Annotated in this window: 18 protein-coding genes, 10 tRNA genes, 1 rRNA gene and 1 pseudogene; 25 read left to right on the forward strand and 5 right to left on the reverse strand. The window is 38.5% G+C overall.

Annotated elements, in window-relative coordinates; translation table 11 throughout:
- Window positions 1-282 precede the first annotated feature (282 nt).
- The 17 genes from rrf to glmS all read left to right on the forward strand — a co-directional run bounded on the left by rrf (window position 283) and on the right by glmS (window position 9140).
- Window positions 283-398, forward strand: a 5S ribosomal RNA gene (rrf, locus tag K9V48_RS19985).
- Between the two features lie 11 nt (window positions 399-409).
- A tRNA-Asn gene (locus tag K9V48_RS19990) sits at window positions 410-484 on the forward strand.
- Between the two features lie 2 nt (window positions 485-486).
- Window positions 487-559 (forward strand) — tRNA-Thr (locus tag K9V48_RS19995).
- A 27-nt stretch (window positions 560-586) separates the two neighbouring features.
- Window positions 587-661 (forward strand) — tRNA-Glu (locus tag K9V48_RS20000).
- A 66-nt stretch (window positions 662-727) separates the two neighbouring features.
- Window positions 728-803, forward strand: a tRNA-Val gene (locus K9V48_RS20005).
- 23 nt (window positions 804-826) lie between these two features.
- Window positions 827-899: transfer RNA gene (locus K9V48_RS20010), tRNA-Thr, on the forward strand.
- Between the two features lie 15 nt (window positions 900-914).
- Window positions 915-998 (forward strand) — tRNA-Tyr (locus K9V48_RS20015).
- A 180-nt stretch (window positions 999-1178) separates the two neighbouring features.
- A tRNA-Gln gene (locus K9V48_RS20020) sits at window positions 1179-1253 on the forward strand.
- 26 nt (window positions 1254-1279) lie between these two features.
- Window positions 1280-1352: transfer RNA gene (locus K9V48_RS20025), tRNA-Lys, on the forward strand.
- Window positions 1353-1358: 6 nt separating this feature from the next.
- Window positions 1359-1433 (forward strand) — tRNA-Gly (locus tag K9V48_RS20030).
- An 11-nt stretch (window positions 1434-1444) separates the two neighbouring features.
- Window positions 1445-1517: transfer RNA gene (locus tag K9V48_RS20035), tRNA-Ala, on the forward strand.
- A 414-nt stretch (window positions 1518-1931) separates the two neighbouring features.
- Window positions 1932-2495, forward strand: coding sequence for an RNA polymerase sigma factor SigW (sigW, locus tag K9V48_RS20040; RefSeq protein WP_224140928.1), 564 nt, complete (start codon window positions 1932-1934; stop codon window positions 2493-2495).
- Window positions 2496-2509: 14 nt separating this feature from the next.
- Entirely contained in the window at window positions 2510-3121 is a 612-nt protein-coding gene (locus tag K9V48_RS20045; RefSeq protein WP_224140929.1) for an anti-sigma factor family protein, read from the forward strand.
- 344 nt (window positions 3122-3465) lie between these two features.
- Complete coding sequence (gene cdaA, locus K9V48_RS20050) at window positions 3466-4287, forward strand: diadenylate cyclase CdaA (RefSeq protein WP_224140930.1); 822 nt, start codon at window positions 3466-3468, stop codon at window positions 4285-4287.
- Window positions 4280-5524 carry a CdaR family protein gene (locus tag K9V48_RS20055; RefSeq protein WP_224140931.1) on the forward strand — a complete coding sequence of 415 codons (1245 nt, stop codon included), beginning with the start codon at window positions 4280-4282 and terminating at the stop codon, window positions 5522-5524. The genes cdaA and K9V48_RS20055 overlap by 8 nt, the downstream gene beginning before the upstream one ends.
- A 27-nt stretch (window positions 5525-5551) precedes the next feature.
- On the forward strand, window positions 5552-6898 hold the full coding sequence (gene glmM / locus K9V48_RS20060) for a phosphoglucosamine mutase (protein ID WP_224140932.1): 1347 nt from the start codon (window positions 5552-5554) through the stop codon (window positions 6896-6898).
- A gap of 436 nt (window positions 6899-7334) precedes the next feature.
- Window positions 7335-9140 (forward strand): glutamine--fructose-6-phosphate transaminase (isomerizing), encoded by a 1806-nt coding sequence (gene glmS, locus K9V48_RS20065; protein WP_224140933.1) that lies wholly within the window; start codon window positions 7335-7337, stop codon window positions 9138-9140.
- Window positions 9141-9420: 280 nt separating this feature from the next.
- Here the strand turns inward: glmS and K9V48_RS20070 are convergent, their stop codons facing one another.
- Window positions 9421-10182, reverse strand: a complete 762-nt coding sequence (locus K9V48_RS20070) for a polysaccharide deacetylase family protein (protein WP_224140934.1) — start codon at window positions 10180-10182, stop codon at window positions 9421-9423.
- Between the two features lie 279 nt (window positions 10183-10461).
- Window positions 10462-10623: a histidine kinase dimerization/phospho-acceptor domain-containing protein gene (locus tag K9V48_RS20075; protein WP_224140935.1), complete on the reverse strand. Its 162-nt coding sequence runs from the start codon at window positions 10621-10623 to the stop codon at window positions 10462-10464.
- Between the two features lie 436 nt (window positions 10624-11059).
- Between K9V48_RS20075 and K9V48_RS30195 the strand changes: the two are divergent.
- The 8 genes and pseudogenes from K9V48_RS30195 to K9V48_RS20110 all read left to right on the forward strand — a co-directional run.
- A pseudogene (locus tag K9V48_RS30195) lies at window positions 11060-11167 on the forward strand (hypothetical protein); the annotation flags it as partial.
- A 33-nt stretch (window positions 11168-11200) separates the two neighbouring features.
- Window positions 11201-12802, forward strand: a complete 1602-nt coding sequence (gene dcuS, locus K9V48_RS20080; RefSeq protein ID WP_224140936.1) for a DcuS/MalK family sensor histidine kinase — start codon at window positions 11201-11203, stop codon at window positions 12800-12802.
- Window positions 12799-13506, forward strand: a complete 708-nt coding sequence (locus K9V48_RS20085) for a response regulator (RefSeq protein ID WP_224140937.1) — start codon at window positions 12799-12801, stop codon at window positions 13504-13506. The genes dcuS and K9V48_RS20085 overlap by 4 nt, the downstream gene beginning before the upstream one ends.
- Window positions 13507-13625: 119 nt before the next feature.
- Window positions 13626-14969: a 2-hydroxycarboxylate transporter family protein gene (locus tag K9V48_RS20090; protein WP_224140938.1), complete on the forward strand. Its 1344-nt coding sequence runs from the start codon at window positions 13626-13628 to the stop codon at window positions 14967-14969.
- A 66-nt stretch (window positions 14970-15035) separates the two neighbouring features.
- On the forward strand, window positions 15036-16253 hold the full coding sequence (locus tag K9V48_RS20095; protein WP_224140939.1) for an NAD(P)-dependent malic enzyme: 1218 nt from the start codon (window positions 15036-15038) through the stop codon (window positions 16251-16253).
- A gap of 111 nt (window positions 16254-16364) precedes the next feature.
- Window positions 16365-17612, forward strand: coding sequence for an NADP-dependent malic enzyme (gene ystJ / locus K9V48_RS20100; protein ID WP_224140940.1), 1248 nt, complete (start codon window positions 16365-16367; stop codon window positions 17610-17612).
- 197 nt (window positions 17613-17809) lie between these two features.
- A complete protein-coding gene (locus K9V48_RS20105; protein ID WP_224140941.1) occupies window positions 17810-17992 on the forward strand; it encodes an aspartyl-phosphate phosphatase Spo0E family protein in 183 nt (60 codons plus the stop codon).
- Between the two features lie 1195 nt (window positions 17993-19187).
- A complete protein-coding gene (locus tag K9V48_RS20110) occupies window positions 19188-20690 on the forward strand; it encodes a malate:quinone oxidoreductase (RefSeq protein WP_224140942.1) in 1503 nt (500 codons plus the stop codon).
- Window positions 20691-21537: 847 nt separating this feature from the next.
- On the opposite strand, the gene K9V48_RS20115 is transcribed toward K9V48_RS20110, so the two are convergent.
- The 3 genes from K9V48_RS20115 to K9V48_RS20125 form a co-directional block, all read right to left on the reverse strand.
- Window positions 21538-22830 carry an ABC transporter substrate-binding protein gene (locus K9V48_RS20115; RefSeq protein WP_224140943.1) on the reverse strand — a complete coding sequence of 431 codons (1293 nt, stop codon included), beginning with the start codon at window positions 22828-22830 and terminating at the stop codon, window positions 21538-21540.
- A gap of 88 nt (window positions 22831-22918) precedes the next feature.
- Window positions 22919-23746: a carbohydrate ABC transporter permease gene (locus tag K9V48_RS20120; RefSeq protein WP_224140944.1), complete on the reverse strand. Its 828-nt coding sequence runs from the start codon at window positions 23744-23746 to the stop codon at window positions 22919-22921.
- Entirely contained in the window at window positions 23746-24627 is an 882-nt protein-coding gene (locus K9V48_RS20125; protein WP_438803906.1) for a carbohydrate ABC transporter permease, read from the reverse strand. Before K9V48_RS20125 ends, K9V48_RS20120 begins: the two co-directional genes overlap by 1 nt.
- Between the last annotated feature and the right edge of the window lie 40 nt (window positions 24628-24667).

Below are 24667 nucleotides of genomic sequence, written 5' to 3' on the forward strand. Positions count from 1 at the left end.
CTGACTGATACTAATCGATCGAGGACTTAACCAAAACGAAAAGCGAAAGAAGCCCGTTTAAATACGGAGGAAATTGGAGCAATCGAGAAGAAGTCGTACTTTGACTTCGCACGAGATTGTGAAATTTTCGGAGTATTTGGCTTCTGTAGCTGGACACAGTAAAAAGCGTAAACTCAGTGAATTGAATTGTGAATCGTTATCTAGTTTTGAGGGAATATAAAAAGTTTTAAAAAACACTTGAAATATTCCTTGAAAATAGTATAATAGTTTTTGTCATAATTGTCTGGTAATGATGGCGAAGAGGTCACACCCGTTCCCATGCCGAACACGGAAGTTAAGCTCTTCAGCGCCGATGGTAGTTGGGGGTTTCCCCCTGTGAGAGTAGGACGTTGCCAGGCTATTATATTGTTCCGCAGTAGCTCAGTGGTAGAGCTATCGGCTGTTAACCGATCGGTCGTAGGTTCGAGTCCTACCTGCGGAGCCAATGCTTCCATAGCTCAGTTGGTAGAGTACTTCCATGGTAAGGAAGAGGTCACCGGTTCGAGCCCGGTTGGAAGCTTAAAAAAGATTATTATTGTACATTTTTGGCCCGTTGGTCAAGCGGTTAAGACACCGCCCTTTCACGGCGGTAACACGGGTTCGAATCCCGTACGGGTCACCAAGTAATGATGGCATGTTAAGTACGCAACGTCAATCGCAACACATGTACTTGCACATCCTGTGCTTCGGAGGATTAGCTCAGCTGGGAGAGCATCTGCCTTACAAGCAGAGGGTCGGCGGTTCGATCCCGTCATCCTCCACCATATTTTTTTGGATTTTTAATTATGCCGGTGTAGCTCAATTGGTAGAGCAACTGACTTGTAATCAGTAGGTTGGGGGTTCAAGTCCTCTCGCCGGCACTGTTTCACACATATGGAGGGGTAGCGAAGTGGCTAAACGCGGCGGACTGTAAATCCGCTCCTTCGGGTTCGGCAGTTCGAATCTGCCCCCCTCCACCATTTGCATAAAACGATGTAGATAAACGAAGAAATGGGAATCCATTTTATAATTTGTTTATCTTTGATTTTGTTTAGGGGTTTATTACGGATATTTTCACTATGATCTGTTTATAATAGTTATACTTAGTGGAAGACGTTATTTCACATAATCTCTTTTAGTAATTCTAGTCACTTATTTATTGGGCTATAGCCAAGCGGTAAGGCATCGCACTTTGACTGCGACATGCGTTGGTTCAAATCCAGCTAGCCCAGCCATATTTTTTAAAATTTATTAAAGCAATGAGCCATTAGCTCAGTTGGTAGAGCATCTGACTTTTAATCAGAGGGTCGAAGGTTCGAGTCCTTCATGGCTCATCATTTGCGGAAGTAGTTCAGTGGTAGAACACCACCTTGCCAAGGTGGGGGTCGCGGGTTCGAATCCCGTCTTCCGCTCCATAATAAATACTGGGGCCTTAGCTCAGCTGGGAGAGCGCCTGCCTTGCACGCAGGAGGTCAGCGGTTCGATCCCGCTAGGCTCCATCATTTTAATAAGAATAGATATAAAAAAGCCATAGACGGAAGTTTATGGCTTTTTTATATCTATAGAGAAGTAGAATTTGCATAGAGTTTAAATGGTAATAAAGTTTGTGAAAGTAGCCTTTTTAATCCATTGTCCTGTCCCGATACGTGATTCTGTATTTTTAGATTGGGTCATTGTGGTTACATTTTAGATTTTCGCCAATAAATCTATCCAAAAATAAGTAGAATATAAAATAACCACCTAAAGACACCTAAAATTTGTTAAAATATTCTATGTGAGGAAAAGATGGTTAGATATATTCATCACCAAATGTAATGGTGCTTTATTTATGTTTTATTTTATATATAAAAAATGAAACCAATTGAAAATCTATCCGTATATAAAGAGACCCGCAGAGTGCGGAGGTATGATAAATGGAAACGATGATAAAGAAGCGTATAAAGCAAGTTAAAAAGGGAGACCAAAATGCTTTTGCTGAAATAGTTGATTTATATAAAGATAAAATCTATCAACTATGCTATCGAATGCTTGGTAATGCACATGAAGCAGAGGACATTGCACAAGAGGCCTTTATTAGGGCATTTGTTAATATTCACACATATGATATGAGTAAAAAGTTTTCGACGTGGTTATATCGGATTGCAACGAATCTCTCAATTGATAGAATTCGAAAAAAGAAACCAGATTATTATCTTGATGCAGAGGTATCAGGAACAGATGGTTTAACTATGTACTCTCAAGTATCTGCAGAAGGAGCACTTCCTGAGGATGAGCTTGAAACGATGGAGTTACAAGCGACGATTCAACAGGGAATTTTAAAGCTTCCAGATAAATATCGGACTGTGATCGTTTTAAAATATATTGATGAATTATCTTTAAAAGAAATAGGCGACATTTTAGATATTCCAATAGGTACAGTTAAAACTCGAATTCACAGAGGGAGAGAAGCACTCAGAAAACAATTAAGGCATTTATAATGAGGTGAGTTACTATGAGCTGTTCTTCAGAATTTGTTCAGCTTTTGCATGAATATATGGATCATGAATTATCCAGTGTTGAGGAAAAAAGGGTCAAAGAGCATCTTCACACTTGTGAGGAATGTTACCGGCACTTTTATGAGCTTGAAAAAGCCGTTGCACTTGTTAAAAGTACTTCCCATCTTCAAGCTCCAAATGATTTTACTCATGCAGTTATGGAGGGTCTTCCAAAGGAAAAGCGGACAGTTTCCTGGAAGCGTTGGTTTAAAGGTCATCCACTACTGGCGGCTGCCTCTTTATTTCTTCTTCTCATGACAGGAAGCCTCTTTTCAGCGTGGAATGAGGATCAAAACTTTAGTGTTTCGAAACAATCTAATTTAGTTGTTGAGAACAGTAAGGTAACCGTTCCAGAAGGTGAAGTTGTAAAAGGTGATGTAACGGTGAAAAACGGGGAAATAATGATTGAGGGAACAATCGAAGGGGACGTAACAGTTATTAATGGAGAAAAGTATATGGCATCTGCAGGTCATGTAACGGGAGAGATTAAGGAAGTTGATGAGTTATTTGAGTGGCTATGGTACCATTTAAAATCTCTTTCTCATGAAGTCTTAGCTGTTTTTGGTTAAAAAGAAGGTCATCTCTGCGGTGGCCTTTTTACATTTTAATGCAGGGAGTGTATAATAATGTGGTTATTACACAAATTATTTTTATTTTCTCTAAAAATAGATGATAATAATCTTATTATGGACTAAGCGCTTTGATTATAAGCTCCCTGGTCTTACATTGTAAAGGCCGTGCAAGTGCAGTGAAGATGTTTACATCGCAGATTTAATTGCTTCTTGAGTCTAGTTACACATGAATAGAAGATCAAGCACACCTTCTATTTTTGGGTATTTTATTGCCTGAGGCTGATTGAAGTTCATATGCTTTTGTTTACGTAAAAAGAAGTGGAACCATGGAGGTCGAGTGAATGGAAAATGTGGATTTACCATTATTGCATTACCTCGGCATAGCTGTTGATATTCTCCTTGTGTGGTTTGTTATATATAAATTGATAATGGTTGTAAGGGGAACGAAGGCTGTACAGCTATTAAAAGGAATTACAGTTATAGTTGTAGTCCGTATGTTAAGTCAATACTTAGGATTAAGTACCTTACAGTGGATTATGGACCAAGCCCTGACATGGGGATTTCTAGCCATTATTATTATTTTCCAACCTGAGGTGCGGAGAGCATTAGAACAGCTAGGTAGAGGACGATTCTTTTCCAGAGGTGGTGCCCAAGGAGAAGAAGACACAGAGATAACTATTGAGGCAATTGTGAAGGCAACTGAATACATGGCTAAGCGTCGGATTGGCGCATTAATGTCAATTGAAAAAGAAACAGGAATGAGCGATTACATAGAAACAGGGATACCATTAAATTCAATGATTTCTTCTGAATTATTGATTAATATTTTTATTCCTAACACACCTCTGCATGATGGGGCAGTTGTTATTCAACGAAATCAAATAGCAGCAGCAGCGTGCTATCTCCCGTTATCAGAAAGCCCGTTTATCTCTAAGGAGCTTGGAACGCGCCATCGTGCTGCTTTAGGTATTAGCGAGGTTACAGATAGTTTAACTATTATTGTATCAGAAGAGACAGGAAATATTTCTGCTGCTCGTAATAGTGAGATTCATCGGGATCTGACTCAAGATGAGTTACGGGAAGTTCTTCAAAGGGAGCTACAATCACCAATTAAAGCTGTTTCCTCAAACCGTTGGCAATGGAGGGGAAGAAAAAATGGATAAGTTGATCGATAACCGTTGGGTAATGAGGGTTTTTGCTTTATTTTTGGCATTAATGTTATACGCAATTGTTAATATTGAATCCGGCTCTTCCGTTAATAAGCCACCGACACCGTTAACGCAATCACCTGTAGCGGATAAGGCAATTGTCACAGATGTACCTGTTGTTACATATTTTGATCAGGAAAATCTGGTTGTTACAGGAGTGCCTGAGGCAGTAAATGTTACGTTGGAAGGTGCAACAAGTTCGTTAACAAAGGCGCGCCAGCTGAAGGATTTTGAAATCTACGCAGATTTAACAAACTTATCAATTGGAACTCATCGAGTTAATCTAAAATATAAAAATCTATCTGAAGACTTAAAGGCTAGTATAACTCCCTCAGCTATCACAGTTTCAATTGAAGAGAAGGTAGCTAAGGATTTCCCAGTTAAAGTTGATTTACTCAATGAGGATAAGATAAAAGAAGGTTACACACCTGATCAACCAATTGTAAACCCAAATAGCATTCGTGTGACCGCATCTAAAGATGTGATCGATAAAATACTGAGTGCGCGGGCTACAGTGAGTTTAGAAAATATAAAAGAAACAATGAATAAGGAATCTCTGATTACGATCTATGATAGAGATGGAAATGTTTTACCGGTTGAAGTGGAACCATCTGTTGTTGATATCACTGTGCCGATTAAAAGTCCAAGTAAAGTATTGCCGTTTAAAATTACTCGAGAAGGTGAGCTTGGACAAGGTTTAAGTGTTTTTAGTATCGAACCAAAACCAAATGAAATTACTGTCTATGGTCCATTAGATATTTTAGATAAGCTCGAATTCATCGATGGGGTAAAAGTAGACCTTAGTAAAATTAAAGAAGATACTGTTTTGGAAGTAGATGTTCCTATACCAGAGGGAGCTACGAAAGTAAATCCTGAAAAACTGGAAATTGAGGTTGATATTGAGAAACAAGAAGAGAAGTTGTTTACAGATAAGACAGTAACGCAAGTTGGTTTATCTGAAGGAAAGATTTTAGAATTTGTGAACCCAGAAACGGGATCACTTGATGTGAAAGTTTACGGAGCACCGAGTGTTATTGAGGATATAAAACCAGAAGATATAGAATTATATATAAATCTTACAGACCTCAGTGATGGTGAACAAGAAGTAAATGTTGAAGTAAATGGTCCACAAAATATTACATGGTCATTACAACAAGAAAAAGTAAAAGTGAAAATTTCTTCAGCCTCATAAGGCGAATGAGATAAAGGAGCGAAACCAATGGGAAAGTATTTTGGTACAGATGGCGTACGAGGAGTAGCTAATAGTGAATTAACACCTGAATTAGCCTTTAAAATTGGCCGATTTGGTGGATATGTTTTAACGAAGGATCAGGAGAGACCTAAAGTAATCATTGGCCGTGATACCCGAATTTCAGGTCATATGCTAGAAGGTGCTCTTGTAGCGGGCCTCCTATCGATTGGCGCCGAAGTTATGCGTTTAGGAGTAATCTCTACTCCTGGTGTCGCGTATTTAACAAAAGCGCTTGGTGCACAAGCTGGTGTCATGATTTCTGCATCACACAACCCTGTACAAGATAATGGAATTAAATACTTTGGTCCAGATGGTTTTAAATTATCAGATGAGCAAGAATTTGAAATAGAAAGCCTGATGGACCAAGAAGAAGATACGTTACCAAGACCTGTTGGTAAAGAGTTGGGACAGGTAAATGATTATTTCGAAGGTGGGCAAAAATACCTTCAATTTTTGAAACAAACAGTTGATGAAGACTTTACTGGTATTCATGTCGCATTAGATTGTGCTCATGGTGCAACATCTTCACTTGCTACACATTTGTTTGCGGATTTAGATGCAGATGTTTCAACGATGGGTACAACGCCAAACGGGTTAAATATCAATGAAGGTGTTGGTTCAACACATCCAGAAGCTTTGGCAGCCTATCTAAAGGAGAAAAATGCAGATATCGGTCTGGCATTTGATGGAGATGGTGATCGCTTGATTGCTGTTGATGAAAATGGTGATATCGTTGATGGTGACCAAATTATGTATATCTGTGCAAGATTTTTAAATAGTGAAGGTAGATTAAAGAAGAATACAGTTGTTTCAACGGTTATGAGTAACCTTGGTTTTTATAAAGGGTTAGAAGAACATAAAATTAACAGTATTCCAACAGCTGTAGGCGATCGTTATGTGGTGGAGGAAATGAAGAAAAATGACTATAACCTTGGTGGTGAACAGTCAGGTCATATTATTTTCCTTGATTATAATACAACTGGTGATGGACTGCTAACTGGTTTACAACTAGTAAACATTATGAAGCTTACAGGGAAAAAGTTATCAGAACTAGCTGGTGAAATGAAAAAATTCCCACAGTTGCTTATTAACGTAAAAGTAACAGATAAGTATAAGGTTACTGAAAATGTAAAAGTAAAAGCAGTGATTGATGCTGTCGAACAGGAAATGAACGGTAATGGACGTATCTTAGTTCGACCTTCTGGTACAGAGCCATTAGTTCGTGTCATGGCAGAAGCTCCAACGGAAGAGCAATGTCGTGAATTTGTTGGACGGATTGTAGAAGTAGTAAAGCAAGAAATGGGTCTAGAATAGACGGAAGGCGGGTTAAATCCCGCCTTTTTAATAGCATAAGTGGACAATTTTACATATACTTACTTTATAACGCTTAAATAGGAGCCGACCACTTTGAAAGATGTGATTGACGGTTTCTTTAGAAGTGTTGTATCATTGTCATTGTGTGTTTGGTCATAATATAGAAAGGAGCAGTAAAAAAGGTTTTGCAATTTAAAGCGCCTGAACTAAGTGGTCGAAACTAGCTTAGTTGACGAGGATGGAGGTTATCGAAATTTCGGCGGATGCCTCCCGGCTGATTGGTTACAGCCGTAAGTTTTTCCTTAAACCAAAGAGGTAACTTTTTGAACAAAGGGAAAAGCGTAGCCTTCCAAAAAATAAAAACATGTGTGAGGGGACAATGAATGTCTCCGGAATTGACTTCTTGTCCCTAGTTACACTATGGGAGGAAACGAATATGTGCGGAATAGTAGGATATATTGGAAATTTGGATTCTAAGGAAATTTTATTGAAGGGTTTAGAAAAGTTAGAATACCGTGGATATGACTCTGCAGGTATTGCTACGCTAAATCAGGATGGAATCCATATTTTTAAAGAAAAAGGTCGTATTGCTGAGTTACGTGAAGGTGTTGACTTTAATGTAGAGGCATCAATAGGAATTGGACATACTAGATGGGCAACACATGGTGTACCTAGCAAAACGAACGCACATCCACATCAGAGCACATCAAGTAGATTTACACTTGTGCATAACGGCGTTATTGAGAACTATGCTATTTTAGCACGTGAATATTTACAAGGTGTTGAACTGAAAAGTGAGACAGATACAGAAGTAATTGTTCAAGTTATTGAAAAATTTGTAGCAAAAGGATTAGGGATTGAAGAAGCGTTCCGTCAAACGTTATCAGTCTTAAAAGGCTCATATGCGATTGCGCTATTGGATGAGCAAAATCCAGAAATGATTTATGTCGCAAAAAACAAAAGTCCACTGCTGATTGGATTAGGAAATGATGGCTTTAATGTTGTTGCATCTGATGCAATGGCAATGCTACAAGTAACTGACCAATTTGTTGAAATTATGGACAAAGAAATGGTTTTTGTTGAACGTAATTCGGTTACAATAAAAGATTTACAAGGGAACGTAATTGAACGTGCACCTTATAAAGCAGAACTTGATGCAAGCGATATTGAAAAAGGAACATATCCTCATTACATGTTGAAAGAAATCGATGAGCAGCCTTTAGTAACAAGAAGAATTATTGAGAAATATCGTAATGAAAATGGTGGATTAACTGTTGACGAAAATATTGTCAACGCAGTTAATGCAGCTGACAGAATCTATATCATTGCTGCAGGTACTAGTTACCATGCCGGATTAATCGGAAAACAATTTATTGAAAATTGGGCGAAGATTCCTGTAGAAGTTCATATTGCAAGTGAATTCTCTTACAATATGCCATTGCTTTCTGAAAAACCATTATTCATCTTTATTTCACAAAGCGGTGAAACAGCAGATAGTCGTTCTGTTCTTGTTCAAATTAAAGAGCTTGGACATAAAGCATTAACAATTACGAATGTTCCAGGATCAACTTTATCTCGTGAAGCGGATTATACGCTACTATTGCACGCAGGCCCTGAAATCGCTGTTGCGTCGACAAAGGCATATACAGCACAATTAGCAGTTCTTTCTATTCTTGCAGCTGTAGCAGCTTACGGAAAAGGACTTTCTTTAGAATTTGACTTAACGAAAGAGCTAGGAATCGTTGCAAATGCAATGGAAGTTCTGTGTGATCAAAAGGAAGAAATGGAAGCTATCGCAAAAGAGTACTTTTCAACTACGCGTAATGCATTCTTCATCGGTCGTTCTGTCGATTACTACGTAGGACTTGAAGGGGCATTAAAACTAAAAGAAATCTCTTATATTCAAGCAGAAGGTTTTGCAGGTGGAGAGCTTAAGCACGGTACAATTGCATTAATTGAAAATGGTACTCCAATTATTGCATTAGCTACTCAAGAGCATGTAAACCTAAGCATTCGCGGAAATGTCAAAGAAGTAGTATCACGTGGAGCTAATCCTTGTATTATTTCGATGAAAGGTCTTGAAGAAGAGGACGATCGTTTTGTCCTTCCAAGCATTCATGAACAACTTTCACCGCTTGCAGCAGTAGTTCCATTACAATTGATCTCTTACTATGCAGCACTACATCGTGATTGTGATGTTGATAAGCCACGTAATCTTGCGAAGAGTGTTACGGTGGAGTAGGGAATAGGTTGTAATAGTGTGGATTTGTACAGAGATAATAAAGTTGTTTAAAAAACGCCAGTCATGTTATTCAACAATCGGGCGCTATTGTTGAATAAACAACTATATTTTTAACCCCGTCCTAAATTTAGAACGGGGTTATGCTTGTTTGAGCTTTTAGAATTAAATAACTTTATTGTCTTTTTACAAAATCTATCTAGAGTAAGGTATTTCTTATTTGACAAATTATGAAAAAAATACATTTAAAACATTCAATCAATGCGATCATTTTTTCCTTTCTTTAAGGGGAGATTCCAGAAGATTCTGGAATTAGCTGTGTTGAATGGTAGAGCAATTCAGATACAGTTACACTTTTATACCCATTCTTGTCTAAATAGTCCAAAATGTTATCTAATGCTTTAACTGTCGAACTGGTTTGAGTATATTCACTACCATACCAATCATGAAAAAGAATGATATTGCCTGGCTTTACTCCCTTTTTTATATAACTAGATATTTGATTTGCCGGAGGATTTGTCCAATCACGGGAATCTTGATCCCATGACCATAATACGACCGTTTTATCATGTTTTAAAGCTGTATTGATAATTACATCATTATAAAAACCTCCTACAGGCCGATAAAGTGCTGGTTTTAAATCAGTGAATTGCTTAATTATTTTATCTGTTTCATCTAATTCGGATGATAGTTTTGCCGAGGCTATATTTCCATAAAGATGATGGAAAGTATGATTAGCAATTTCGTGCCCCTCGTTCACTTCTCTTTTTAAAAGATCAGGAAATCTAACTACTTTATTGCCAGCTACAAAAAAGGTAGCTTTCGCATCATGCTTTGCCAATATATCAAGTATTTGTGGGGTCAGAACAGGGTGAGGTCCATCATCGAAAGTAAGGGCAACTAACTTTTCCTTTGTGTTTACTTCCCAAATAACACGCCCTGTTTTTTCATATGCTTCTCGATTTTGAGTGGATGCATCTACATTTACTTGAAAGCAGAATAAAGGAATTAAGAAAAGAATGGTATTGAACAAAATTTTTTTCATTGGATACGCTCCTACTTTATGATGAACTTATTCTTTGATTTCTTTATTGAAAATATTTATCTAAAACAGATTATTAAGTGTTTTTAGGATCTAGTCGTTTCATGGTACGGAGATTTTATGCAATAGAAAGGGGGATACTTCCATAATACGGATATTTAATGGAGGGAATATCAGAGAAATGATCAAATTTTTTCAAAACATGCTCTTTCCTTTTATTCATTATCAGTATTAATTTGATCAAACTTTATTCGAAGTGTGGGTTATTCTTTTGGAATGGAATCAGTATTTTTCAGCTATGATTCCTGCAAACTCTCTTGTCTCCTTTTTCGTCCATAAGTAGTCTTCAGATTCAAGTATTTGAGCACAACCGCCTATGGAGGACAGCGGTGTTTTTAAATCATGAGAAAGACCACTTATCCATTCTTCTCTAGTTTGAGTCATTTTCCTGCACTCAGTTTCGTTTTGTTGTAAGGCCGCTGTTAATTGTACAAGGGTTGTAATCAGATACTTATACAACCAGTATTTCCTTTTGAGCATAGCTCACTCTGGATAGGTTTTTGTCTTCAAGTGATTACTAAACATCATCGAATGAAAGTAGAAAATAATTTTTAAACAACTTTATGTTTACACCGCCTAGATTTGAGGACAGTGTAATACGTATTTGAGGTTCCAAATGCATAAAACTTTCTTGTCAATGCACACGAGTGTTTCATCATATAAAGTCGTTTAAAAAGCACACGTCTTCGATTACAATAAATGTATTCAAACATGTGTTTTTTTAGTGTCAGAATTTCTAAGTTTAAGCTTCGAGAATTGTTCAGTACTTGAAAGAAAATCGTGGACAAGGGGAACTCTCTAATTATAAGCCATGGAATAATACTTGAATAAATATTGGCAAAGGGGAAAAGCAATCGACGCATTGCTTCCTGACTATAAAAACTCAGGAGCGAAAGGTATGGAAAGGGAAGCTTGTGAAAGAAAATGAGGCAGACAAAGAAAACGCCATTGAGGTGAAGAGATGAAAAAGGGAAAATGGAGTTTGCAGGCGACTATCACAATTTTTGTGTGCGCTGTAGTAGTTCTTTCGCTATTAATCACTGATTTGCTTATCAGTCAAACTGTGGCTGAGAGCATTGAAGACAGTCAGGCTGAAAAAGCGGGAAATGCATCCCGAATGATGGCACGTTCACCACTTGTGATAGAAGCATTGAGCAACCCGGAAGACGAAAGAGAATTACAAAGATTTGCTAGCGACATACAATCTGTGACAAATGTACAATTTGTTGTAGTAATGGATATGAAGGGAATTCGTAAATCCCATCCCGATCCCAATAAGATAGGAAAGAGATTTGTTGGGGGAGATGAGGAAGCGGTTTTAAAAGGAAAAGAGCATGTCTCGATTTCAAAAGGTACATTAGGCCATTCTTTGCGTTCTTTCACGCCGGTATTCGATGCGAATGGAAAGCAGGTAGGAGCGGTAGCGGTGGGCATTTCTCTTGATAAGGTCAATGAAGCCGTTGAGAGAAGTCATGAGAATATATATGCAGGAACGATCTTTGGTATCTTAACGGGAATTATGGGAGCAGTCATTTTGGCAAGGTATATTAAGAGAATTTTATTTGGGCTTGAGCCTATTGCGATTGCAAGGCTGCTTGAGGAGCGAAGTGCCATGTTACAATCAGTACGTGAGGGGATTATAGCAGTAGATCAGGATTCAAGAATTACTCTTGTAAATAAGGCAGCATTATTGCTTTTGCAAAAAGCGGGTTTAGATGAAAATCCTGTTGGAAAGAAGATAGATGCAACTATAGTTACCTCAAGGTTAAGTAGAGTATTGCAAACTGGACAAGCTGAATTGGATGAAGAACAAAGCTTAAAGGATGTTGTTTTGCTGGTCAATCGCGTCCCGGTATTTGTAGACAACAAAATTGTCGGCGCTGTGGCGACATTTCGGGACAAAACGGAAATCCGTCAGCTGGCTGAGCAGCTGACAGGCGTCCGTTTATATGCCGAGGCACTTCGAGCGCAGTCCCATGAATTCATGAATAAACTTCATGTCATTCTTGGGATGGTTCACATGCGCTATTATGATAAGCTCGCCACTTATATAAGCGAGATTGTCGACAACCGTAAAAATGAAATAGGTTTTATTGCAAGAAAAATAAAAGATCCCGTGCTGGCAGGTTTTTTAATCGGGAAGCTGAGCTATGCGAGGGAAACGGGAGCTGAGCTTGTGATAGCATCAGAATTCCCATTGCCTGAACTAGAAGAAGCAGGCATTACACATGAGTTGATTACCATTATTGGAAATCTCATTGATAACGCTCTAGAAGCGGTTGAAAACAGTTCATCCAAACGAATTGAAGTCCAGTTGGATTACTTAGATGAAATATTGACATTCGAGGTTAAAGATACAGGAATGGGCATGAGTGAGCAAATGCAAAACAACATCTTTCAAAAAGGCTTTTCGACAAAAGGAGAGGATAGGGGGTTAGGCTTACATTTGGTGAAGGAGAGGCTTGAAAAGCTGGCCGGCGAACTGGAAATTTCCTCTATAGAAGGGCAAGGTACTACGTTTGTTGTTTACATACCATACAAAAGTAAAGGTGATGTAAAATGATTCGTGTAATGATTGTAGAAGACGATCCAATGGTCGCAGAGTTTAATAAACGTTATTTGGAACAAGTCGGAGGCTTTGAGTTGGTGACTGTATGTTCTTCAGTAGATCAAGCAATGGGTGTGCTAGAGGAGCAAAGAATCGATATACTTTTATTGGACATTTTTATGCCGGGGGAAAATGGTTTAGCTTTACTTTCATATATCCGGGAGAATGAAAAAGAGATAGATGTCATTGTTATCTCCGCGGCTTCCGATATTGAAAGAATACAGAAAGCTTTGAGGTTGGGAGCAGTTGATTATTTAATCAAGCCATTTGAATTTGAACGTTTTAATGCGGCGTTGTCCGCTTATCGAGAAAAAGCGGCATTTATTCAAAATCAGCATGTACTCAACCAAGAGGAATTAGATCAGCAGATTTTACGTAAAGAAGAAAAACGTCTCCCCGAGGGATTGCCTAAAGGGTTGACACAAGATACATTAAAGATGATTTGGAATGTAATCACGGACATAAAAACAGCCCCTTTTTCAACAGAAGATGTGGTAAGCCGTACGGGAATTTCAAGGGTTTCAGTGAGGAAATACCTGAGATTTTTAAAAGATATTGAGGTGCTTGATGTTAAAGTGGTTTATGGGATGGTAGGAAGACCGGTTTATCAGCACGAATTCAATAATGCCAAAGGCAATGTAATTAAACATTATTTGTAAGCAACCAATTGGCTGCTTACTTTTTTTAATTACAAAAACACTTACATAAGTTAAATAAACTATTCATATTTCTACAAAACTACTAACATAAGGGTACAAGAAGATAGGAGGTCAGAGAAATGGAACCAGCGAAAAAATTGCAAGCGCTTCCCTATGTGGAGCAAATGGAAGAGAAAAAAGGATTTTTATCTCGATTCAATCAATTGAAGGTAGGGGTTATTCCATTACCTCTTTATTTAGTACTAGCGGCTATTGTTTATGCTGCATCTGTATACAATCAGCTCCCGCCAGACATGATCGGCGGTTTTGCGGTCATCATGGTGATGGGAATGTTACTCGGAGACATCGGTATGAAAATTCCTATTTTAAAAGACATTGGGGGACCGGCTATTTTAGCGCTTTTAGTCCCGTCGATTCTAATGTTTTATAACCTGTTTAATCCGGCTGCGGTGGAAGCGGTCACAACATTAATGAAAACGTCCAACTTTCTTTATCTTTATATTTCGTGTCTAGTTGCGGGCAGTATTCTTGGTATGAATCGCAAAGTATTAGTTCAAGGGTTTACAAGAATGTTTATTCCGCTTGTTCTTGGAACCATTGCCTCTGTTGTTGTAGGTGTATTGGTGGGATCACTTTTTGGATATGAGATGAAGCACACGTTCTTTTATATCGTTGTGCCGATTATTGGGGGAGGAATCGGAGAAGGTATTCTGCCGTTATCACTAGCATACTCTCAAATTCTAGGGGAGTCTGCTGAATCATTCGTATCCCAGATGATTCCCGCAGCGGTTATCGGAAATATTATCGCAATTATTTGTGCAGGCTTAATGAAAAACTTGGGTGAGAGAAAACCAGAGCTTACAGGAAATGGCGTATTAGTCAAAACAAAGGGCGGAGATGGCATCAAAGAAGAAACAAACATCAACAAGCCTGTTGACTTTTCGTTAATGGGAGCAGGTTTACTTATCGCTTGCAGTTTCTTCATTTTCGGCGGACTTGCCCATAAATTCCTTGGTATTCCAGGACCGGTTCTGATGATTGTAGCTGCAACATTGGTCAAGTGTCTTAAATTAATGCCGGTCAAAATGGAGCAGGGAGCATATCATTTGTATAAATTCGTCTCTACAAGCTTAACCTGGCCGCTTATGGTCGGTTTAGGACTTCTTTATATTCCGTTGGAAGATGTAGTGAAAATTGTGACGCCGGCTTATGTGGTGATTTGCGCCGCTGTCGTGGTTGCAATGGTAGGAACAGGCTATATTGTCGGAAAATTCATGAAAATGCATCCGGTTGATGCTGCGATTGTAACAGGCTGTCACAGCGGTTTAGGCGGAACGGGGGATGTAGCGATTTTGTCGGCTTCCAACCGTATGTCATTAATGCCGTTTGCACAGGTAGCGACAAGGCTTGGCGGTGCTTCCACGGTTATATTGGCAACGTTGTTAATGAAGCTGTTAAGTTAAAAAGCGAATGAATGAACAAAACAAAGCGATGTATATGAAAGGCTAGTCATAAAGGAGATTTTAACAATGAACGAAACGAAGATTAGGGAAAAGGCATTACAACTGCATAAGCAACTTACAGGGAAATTTGAAATCGTGAGCAAAGTAGAAATCAATTCGGCTTATGATTTAAGCCTTGCCTATACACCAGGCGTAGCGGAGTCTTGCAAGGTCATTGCTGAAAACAACGAAGCTTCCTATGAACAAACAGCTCGGAGCAACCTGGTTGCAGTTATTACGGATGGAACAGCGGTATTAGGATTAGGAGATATCGGCCCAGCTGCAGCCATGCCGGTAATGGAGGGAAAAGCTGTATTGTTCAAGCAGTTTGCAGGAGTAGATGCTTTCCCTCTTTGCCTCGATACAAAAGATGCAGACGAGATCGTTCAAGTGGTTAAAGCACTGGAGCCAACGTTTGGCGGGATTAACCTGGAAGACATTGCAGCACCACGTTGCTTTGAAATCGAAGAGCGTCTTAAAAAGGAGCTGAATATTCCTGTATTCCACGACGATCAGCATGGAACGGCGATTGTTGTATTAGCGGCTCTCTTAAATGCTTTGAGACTTGTGAAAAAGAAGGCAGGTAAGATTAAACTTGTTCTTAACGGAGCAGGATCAGCCGGAATTGCGATTGCTAAATTGCTATTAACATCAGGCTTAAAAGATATTACGCTTGTAAGCCTCGAAGGCATTCTTTGCCCGGGAGAAGAGTGGATGAATAGCAGGCAAGCTGCGATCGCGGAAGTAACAAATCTACAAAAAATGCGTGGAACATTAGAAGAGGCGATTGAAGGGGCAGATGTATTTATTGGTGTTTCTGGACCAGGAGCGTTGACTGGCGACATGGTCCAGAAAATGAATAAGGATGCGGTCGTGTTAGCACTGGCTAATCCAACACCGGAAATTTATCCGGAAGAGGCACTGGCAGCGGGAGCAGCTGTCGTAGGGACCGGTCGTTCCGATTATCCGAATCAGGTCAACAACGTACTCGCATTTCCAGGGATTTTCCGCGGTGCTCTCGATGTACGGGCTACAGACATTACAGAGGAAATGAAACTCGCTGCTGCATACGCCATAGCGGAGCTTGTTTCAGATAGAGAATTGAACGCAGAATATATTATTCCAAACGCTTTGGATAAACGTGTGGCGTCAAGAGTGGCGGAGGCTGTTTCCGAAGCTGCCATTAAATCTGGTGTTGCCCAAACGTATCGTGTCTCTCAAAAGCAGCTAGAGACAATTGTCTAATATGAAACGGCTTTAGTTGCAATTTGAGTTCTTTCCCGGGAGGTACGAAGATTTCTTACCTCTTTTGTGAAAATAAATATCTATTAAATTGAATAAAAGGAGAGACAGGAGATGTCCACTTTACGTGAAGAAGCATTAAAGATGCATAAGGAAAAACAAGGAAAGCTTGGTGTTCACTCGAAAGTTGCAGTACGCAATGCAAAAGATTTAAGCCTGGCTTATTCACCAGGCGTAGCAGAGCCCTGCATAGACATTCACAAAGATGAAAGCAAAGTATATGACTACACCATGAAGGGGAATCTTGTTGCGGTTGTTTCAGACGGAACAGCTGTACTTGGCCTTGGAAACATTGGCCCGAAAGCTGCCATGCCGGTTATGGAAGGGAAAGCATTGTTATTCAAATCATTTGCTGATGTGGATGCATTTCCTATTTGTCTGGATACAACTGACCCAGATAAAATTGTGGAAGTTGTCAAATTATTAGAGCCGACGTTTGGCGGAGTCAACTTAGAAGATATTGCGGCACCACAGTGTTTTGAGATTGAGGATCGCTTACGAAAAGCTTGTAATATCCCGATTTTTCACGATGACCAGCATGGCACAGCCATTGTAACCGCTGCGGGGTTAATAAACGCTTTAAAATTAGCTAACAAAAGGATTGAAGATATTCGTGTTGTAGCAAACGGGGCGGGTGCTGCAGGAGTGGCGATTGTTAAGCTACTTCTTCATATGGGTGTAAAAGATGTCATTTTATGTGATACAAAAGGAATCATTTACGAAGGCCGCCCAGTGGGAATGAATCCATTTAAAGAGGAAATGGCCCGCATTACCAATAGAGAGCAAAAACAAGGGACATTAGCAGATGCGCTTGTGGGAGCAGATGTATTTGTAGGGGTATCAGCTGCAGGTGCCGTTACGAAAGAAATGGTGCGTTCCATGAATCATGATTCAATCATTTTCGCCATGGCTAATCCGGTACCAGAAATTATGCCACAGGAGGCAAAAGAAGCGGGAGCACTGGTAGTAGGAACAGGACGTTCTGATTTTCCGAACCAGGTCAATAACGTACTCGCATTCCCTGGCATTTTTCGTGGAGCTTTAGATGCTCATGCAAAAGAGATCAATGAAGAAATGAAGCTAGCGGCTGTTTATGCGATTGCTGGATTAATTGCAGAGGAAGACCTTCATATCGATTATGTCATCCCAGATCCATTTGACCGCAGAGTGGCTGCCTATGTAGCCGCAGCAGTTGCTGACGCTGCAATGGAAACGGGTGTTTCGCAAAAGCATGTAAATGTAGAAGAAATCAAAAAGAGTCTATTAGCCCTAGCAGAAGAACAACAAGCTGCTTTTGTATAAACCTGGTTTAAAAACATCGTATTTATTATTTGTTTTATGACAAATAAAGAAATTTAAAAATAACAATAAAGTTGTTTAATAGTACATGTGTAAGCGAAAAGATTAAATAAATATAAGTCTTCATCGATCTGTGGATCAGAGAAAGGATTTTGTTAATAACTAATTTAAGATAATGGGTGAGTGATTAAGGGGGGTGTATGATCTTTATAGAGTTAGATGAATTAGAATACAGAATCGATCAACTGAGAAGAGAATTGATTCAGATTGTTAAAACAACTGGCTTAAATAGTCGTGAGACCATTTATTGCAGTCGGAAATTAGACCAACTCATCACGATCTATCAAAAATCTTCTTATAACAAAATAGCAATATGTTGTTGAATGGCAATAAAGTCGTTTGAACATTAACATTATAAACAACTTTATTACCGTTATTTGCGAATTTATCTTCTTGTTACGATCGGAATTAAACAACTTATTTTTTATTTGATCTGAATTTAGAACGGTTTTATGCGAGTTTGACACTTCAAAATTAAATGACTTTATTGTTACTGTACAGGATTGTTGAAAGACAAAAAGGTTGTGAACTATCTTAAATATTGCTAATCAACAATATCCATAAAAAACTTGAACAGGTAAGCCCCAATCCAATTTCAGGATTGGGCTTTTTTGGTTAGTAGGGATTCCATTTTTTTTTTTGTTTATATCGGCAATTTTTTTACATATATTTAGACGGAAATATTGGCTTGAAAAACATACAGATATCTTAAATAAAAAGGAAGTTAGAATATGAGTGGATTTTGGAATAAACATGGGGAAAATGTGCAATCATCTTTTATATGATCGTATCGTTACTGCAAATAAGTGTTTCCTGATTTAACTCAAAAGCTTGTGATGATCGTGGTTAATTTTATCATTACAACTGGAGCTGTTTTTATTGGGTACAAGATTACAAATAAAATGCTAGGTAAAAAAGCATAGGGAGATTCCTATGTGTATTTTGAATAAGCTACATGGCTGTTTTAAGTTAAAAGAAAGCTTGGAAATAATAAGAATGTCTGAAACTAAGCTTTATCGTTACAGGTGAAGCAAATATTACACCATAAGAACCCTATCCAAAAATTTTTGGTGGATTTCTTTTTTATGTGAAGAAAAAATGTACATTAAAATTCCTATTTGGGATTTGAAATAAAGTCACGATGTTTATAAAAGATTGCACGGTTTGGCCCTTTTGAATAGATTAACTAAAGTTTTCTTGTGCTCTCTATCTATCAACCATACCACAAGTAACGGCAAACTAAAGCCTTACCCCCTGCAAGAAGCTAAAGTTTTGGCTTTAGTTTTTGTGTGTTCCTAGCGCCTTATGGATGAACTTCTCACTTTTTTACCAGCCTAAAATGGTTTATAATTATCAGATAATAGTAGATAGTATAGTCTATAAATAATTATTATAGACTATACTATGGTTATTATTAAGACAGAAAAGGTGTGTTCCTAGGAGGCGTCTTGCTTTTTGTGACATCTAAGCAGGAGTGCTTATTCTTTTTTGCAAATATAGGAGATAAGGAAGGGTACAATGAGTAACATACTGAAAAAAACAGATGTTATCTTAATTGGTGCCGGAGTCATGAGTGCGACTTTGGGGTCAATACTGAAAGAGTTAGCACCTGAATGGGAAATCAAAGTGTTTGAGAAACTCGCAAACGCAGGAGAAGAAAGCTCTAACGAATGGAATAATGCGGGTACGGGCCATGCTGCATTGTGCGAGCTTAACTATACATCCGAAAAATCTGACGGATCGATAGATATTAGCAAAGCTATAAAAATTAATGAACAGTTTCAGCTTTCGAGACAGTTTTGGTCTTATCTTGTAAACAGCAATCTGATTCGTAATCCGCAGGACTTTATCATGCCAATACCTCATATGAGTTTAGTACAAGGGGAAGAAAATGTAACGTTTTTGAAAAAACGTTTTGAAGCACTGTTAAACAATCCCCTGTTTCAAGGGATGGAATTTTCCGATGACCCTGAAAAACTGAAGGAATGGATTCCGCTTATCATGGATGGTCGCACATCGAATGAGCCGATAGCGGCAACAAAAATTGACTCTGGGACGGATGTTAACTTTGGTGCTTTAGCACGCATGTTGTTTGACCATTTAAAGAGTAAAAACGTCGAGATAAACTACAAGCATAGTGTTGAGGATATTAAACGAACTAGCGACGGTTCGTGGGAAGTGAAAGTGCATGATATCGATAGTAGAAAAATCGAATACCATACTGCAAAATTCGTCTTTATTGGCGGTGGGGGCGGAAGTCTGCCTTTACTACAAAAAACGGGTATTCCTGAGTCAAAACATATTGGCGGGTTCCCGGTAAGCGGACTATTTATGGTATGTAACAATCCGGAAGTTGTAGCGGAGCATCATGCAAAAGTATACGGTAAAGCTAAGGTTGGGGCTCCTCCAATGTCTGTTCCGCATCTTGATTCAAGATATATCGACAATAAAAAAACATTGCTGTTTGGACCATTTGCCGGATTCTCACCAAAGTTCCTAAAAACTGGTTCGAATTTTGATTTGATTGGTTCCGTAAAACCGAATAATGTCATCACTATGTTGGCGGCAGGCGTAAAAGAGATGGCATTGACAAAATACCTAATCCAGCAAGTTATGTTATCGAATGAAAAGCGGATGGAAGAATTACGCGAGTTTATTCCGAGTGCCAAAGCTGAGGATTGGGATATAGTGGTAGCAGGTCAACGTGTGCAAGTTATCAAAGATACTGATGCTGAAGGCAGGGGAACACTTCAATTTGGTACGGAAGTTGTTAGTGCCGCTGATGGCTCGATAGCTGCATTGCTCGGTGCTTCTCCGGGTGCTTCTACTGCCGTTCACGTTATGCTTGAGGTATTAGAAAAATGCTTCCCACAACATATGAAAGAGTGGGAACCGAAAATAAAAGAAATGATTCCTTCTTATGGTGTGTCACTAACAGAAAACCCAGAGATTTTCCAAGAAATTCATTCTTCAACAGCACAGACGCTTGGTCTAAATAGAAAAGAACCGGTCTATAGTTGATTCTTTGGATGGAGAAACAAGGTTAGATAGTTTGATTTTCGTATTTATCTGTCTATAACTTTTGGGTTTAATTTAATTCATTTTCCATAATCAGGCGCTTTCCTGTAATAAGGATTAGCGCTTATTTTCATTTTATAGGAAGCTATAAAATTCTTGTACTGTGGATACGCGCACGACATCCAGCGCAAGCGTCCGGCCCCTCTTGGGTCTAAGCCTGAGGCTGATCAAGGCGCTTGCGCTTTTGTTCTTTTAGGTCCCGATTGTTGAATGATTTTATAGAGCTGAAATATGGAAAGTAATATTTGTTGAAGGTAGGACATGAAAATTTACAATAAAAATAGAGTGGGGAATTTAGCAAATAAAGCAGATGTCTTTGTTGCCAGGGAAACGTCAGAAATTGATAACTTAACTGTTGATGAGTTTTTTCGGAAGGGATAGGCAGCAAGTTACAAAAGTTTGTAATGGAATCATTTCCTTAGAAAGGTGTAATCTTAGTTGCGGATGGTGAAGACCTTCCTAGAGAAATGCACACAAGGAAACCTGGCAGTATCATGAATATAAATATGAAGTACAAAAAATCTATCAAAATTAGTTTTTAATAAGATGTTAATCAAGTAATACTAGTTAGAAAAAAAATGAACCAACAGACAATAAACTTTAAAGCGAACAATAAAAAGGAATTCTCTGCTTATTCAATAATCCGACGCATTTCTGAAGTAAGAATTGCGCTCTTTCTTTATTGTGGGAAGAAATTAATATTAATTTTGTAAAATTCCCAATATAAAGAGGTGAAAGGATGAAGAAAAGGCTCTCCCTTTTCAAGGAAGAACCTTAACGTAACGAAATGTTATTTGTTAAATTTAGCCCAGTTGCTATCAAGAGCTTTCATAGTCTCTTCCTTAGAGAGCTGGCCTCCAACATACGATTGCAAAGTTGCACCAAACTCCTGACCTCCACCTTCTGGGTATTTCATAAATTGCCAAGAATATGTTTTTCCCGCTTGTGAATATTTAGCAATTTCTTCACCTAATGGCCCTACACCTTCTGCTTTAATCGATTTAAAGGCAGGGATATACTTAAAGTCTTCTGTTAGCGCTCTTTTACCTTCTTCAGATGTGACCATCCAATTTAAGAAATCTTTAGCAGCTTTCTTGTCTGCATCAGGTGCTCCGTTGTGAATGACCCAGTTACTCGGAACGTCGATTGCTAATTTATTGGCTACTGCCGGATCATCACTAAGAGGCATTGGAAGAATACCAACATTCATATCCGGAGTAAGTTTATCAAGCATTGGTTGTATCCAGTTTCCTTGCTGAATCATAGCAGTCTCACCTGTAGCAAATAGTGTAACCTGTGTATTATAGTCGGTTGTTAATGGATTTTTGTTGCCATATTTAATCGTTAAGTCTAATAAGTTAAAGTACTGATTGAAATGCTCATTTCCATCAATTTTAGCTGTACCCTCTTTTAATTCCTTGATAAATGCATCCGGATCTTCCTGGTAAGCAAACGGAATGCTCAGACCGTGATTCCCTAATACCCACCACTCACTATATCCGACTGCAAAAGGAGTAATCCCAGCAGCCTTCAGCTTTTTAGCTGCTGCCTCTAACTCAGAAAATGTTGTAGGGAGCTCTGTAATACCGGCTTTCTTAAATAAATCTTTGTTGTAAGTGAAACCATAGCCTTCAAGGTTAATAGGTTGTCCATAAACTTTTCCATCGATTGTCATTGGGGTTAATGTGTTTTCAAGTGCATCCTCTACCCATGGTTGATCTGACAAATCTTCTAATTTATCTTTCCAAGTTTGAGCATTTTGATAGCCTTCACTAGTAAAGAGATCGGGTGCGCTTCCCGAAGCAAATTTCGCTTTCAGTGCTGCGGCACCATCGGCACCACCACCGACAGTTTGGATATCAAATGTAACGTTCGGATTCTCCTTCGTATATTGATCCGTTAATGCCTTTAATTGGTCGGCAATTTCAACTTTTCCTTGAAATAGATCTATAACTATTTTCTCATCCTTACTGCCATCGCTTTTGTTATCTCCAGACGTATTGTTTGAGCAAGCTGTTGTAAGAAGTAGTGATGCCGATAGGATACCAGCCGCGAGTGAAAATCTTTTTATTTTTAATGACATATTTTTCTCCTCCTGCGTGTAATTGTTTTTTTGAAAAATGATCGGTGCTAACTACGACCTTTAATAGTTGTTGTCTGATAAGCAGGCATTATTTAATCGATCCGCTAGTAATCCCCTTAATAATGTGTTTTTGCATTGAGAAGAAAAAGATTAATAACGGAATGATGCCAAGAACTAATGCTGCTAGTGCCAAATCCCATTGTTTTGTATACTGTCCAAAGAAGAAAAACGTTGCTAATGGAATCGTTCTTAACTCAGGGTCTTGAAGCACAAGTGATGGTAATAGGAAGTCATTCCAAATCCATAAGCTGTTTAAGATAATGATCGTTACCGTAATCGGCTTCAACAGTGGAAATACAATTTTCCAGAAGACGCCAAATGGTGTGCATCCATCGATAATCGCCGCTTCTTCAAGCTCAACAGGTATTCCTTTGATAAAACCATGATACAAGAAAATAGTTATTCCGGAGCCAAATCCTAAATACATGATGACAAGACCCCAAATGCTGTTTAAAAGTCCCAAGGTACCAGCTGTTTTTACAAGCGGAATCATGATCGATTGAAATGGGATAACCATTGCTGCAACAAAAAGCATAAAAATCACATTGCTAATCCTTTTTTTTGTTCTTACTAACATGTAGGCTGCCATTGAACAAAAGACAACGAGAACAATGTTACTAGCTATTGTGACAATAAGCGAGTTTGTGAATACTTTTAAATAATTCAATTGCTCGAAAGCATTTACATAGTTCTGAAACTGTAAGACAGATGGCAAGGATGATGTGTTGGTTAAAATTTCCGAAAATGATTTTAATGAATTTGAAACAACATAATAGAATGGAATTAAAAAGATGAGACCTATCAGGATGGCTAAGATTTCAACAGTAAATATTTTTCCTGTGTACTTGTTTCCCATTATGATTCAATCTCCTTCTTCTTTGTAATCGTAACTTGAATGACAGTAATCGCTGCTACAACAAGGAAGAAGATTAACGCCTTTGCTTCACCAAGACCATAGCGATTATTTACGAATGCTTCTGTATAAATATTAAGCGCTAACATTTCTGTTGATTTAAATGGACCACCATTGGTTAGTGCCAGGTTAACATCAAAGACTTTGAATGAAGAAGCTATCGTTAAGAATAAACAGATGGTTACGGCTGGTGCTACCATTGGCATTGTAATATGACGAAGAATCTGCCATCGATTTGCACCGTCAATTTTGGCTGCTTCAACGATATCTTGAGGTACATTCTGTAATGCTGCTAAATAGATGAGCATGATATAGCCTGCCCCTTGCCAAACACTGACAATAACAATTCCCCAGAAGCCCGTATTGGCGTCCCCTAACCATGGTAGGTTGAAAAGAGAGATGCCAGTTAATTGTCCAATTGAGGAAAAACCTTTAATGAAAATAAATTGCCAAATAAATCCTAGTAAAAGACCACCGATCAAATTGGGTAAGAAAAATACTGTACGTAAAATGTTTCTAGTTTTCAGCATTTGTGTAACGAGGATAGCTAACCCAAAACCAATTAAATTAGTTAGAACAATGGCTACAAACGTATATTTCATTGTAAGTAGGAACGACGCTTGAAACTGCTTGTCCTCGGTAAACAAGTATTTAAAATTGTCTAAACCAACCCAGTTTACAGCGCCTGTTATCCCATTCCAATCTGTAAAGGCGTAATAAACTCCAGTAAAGAAAGGAATCAGGACGATCATCGAAAATGCTAAAAAGACCGGTCCGACAAAAAGAGCAAATAACCCTGCTTTTCTTAACTTTCTGTTTTTCATTAAAGATACCGAATTAGTAATTTTTGTGCTTTTCTGATGA

Source organism: Metabacillus rhizolycopersici (assembly GCF_020075705.1).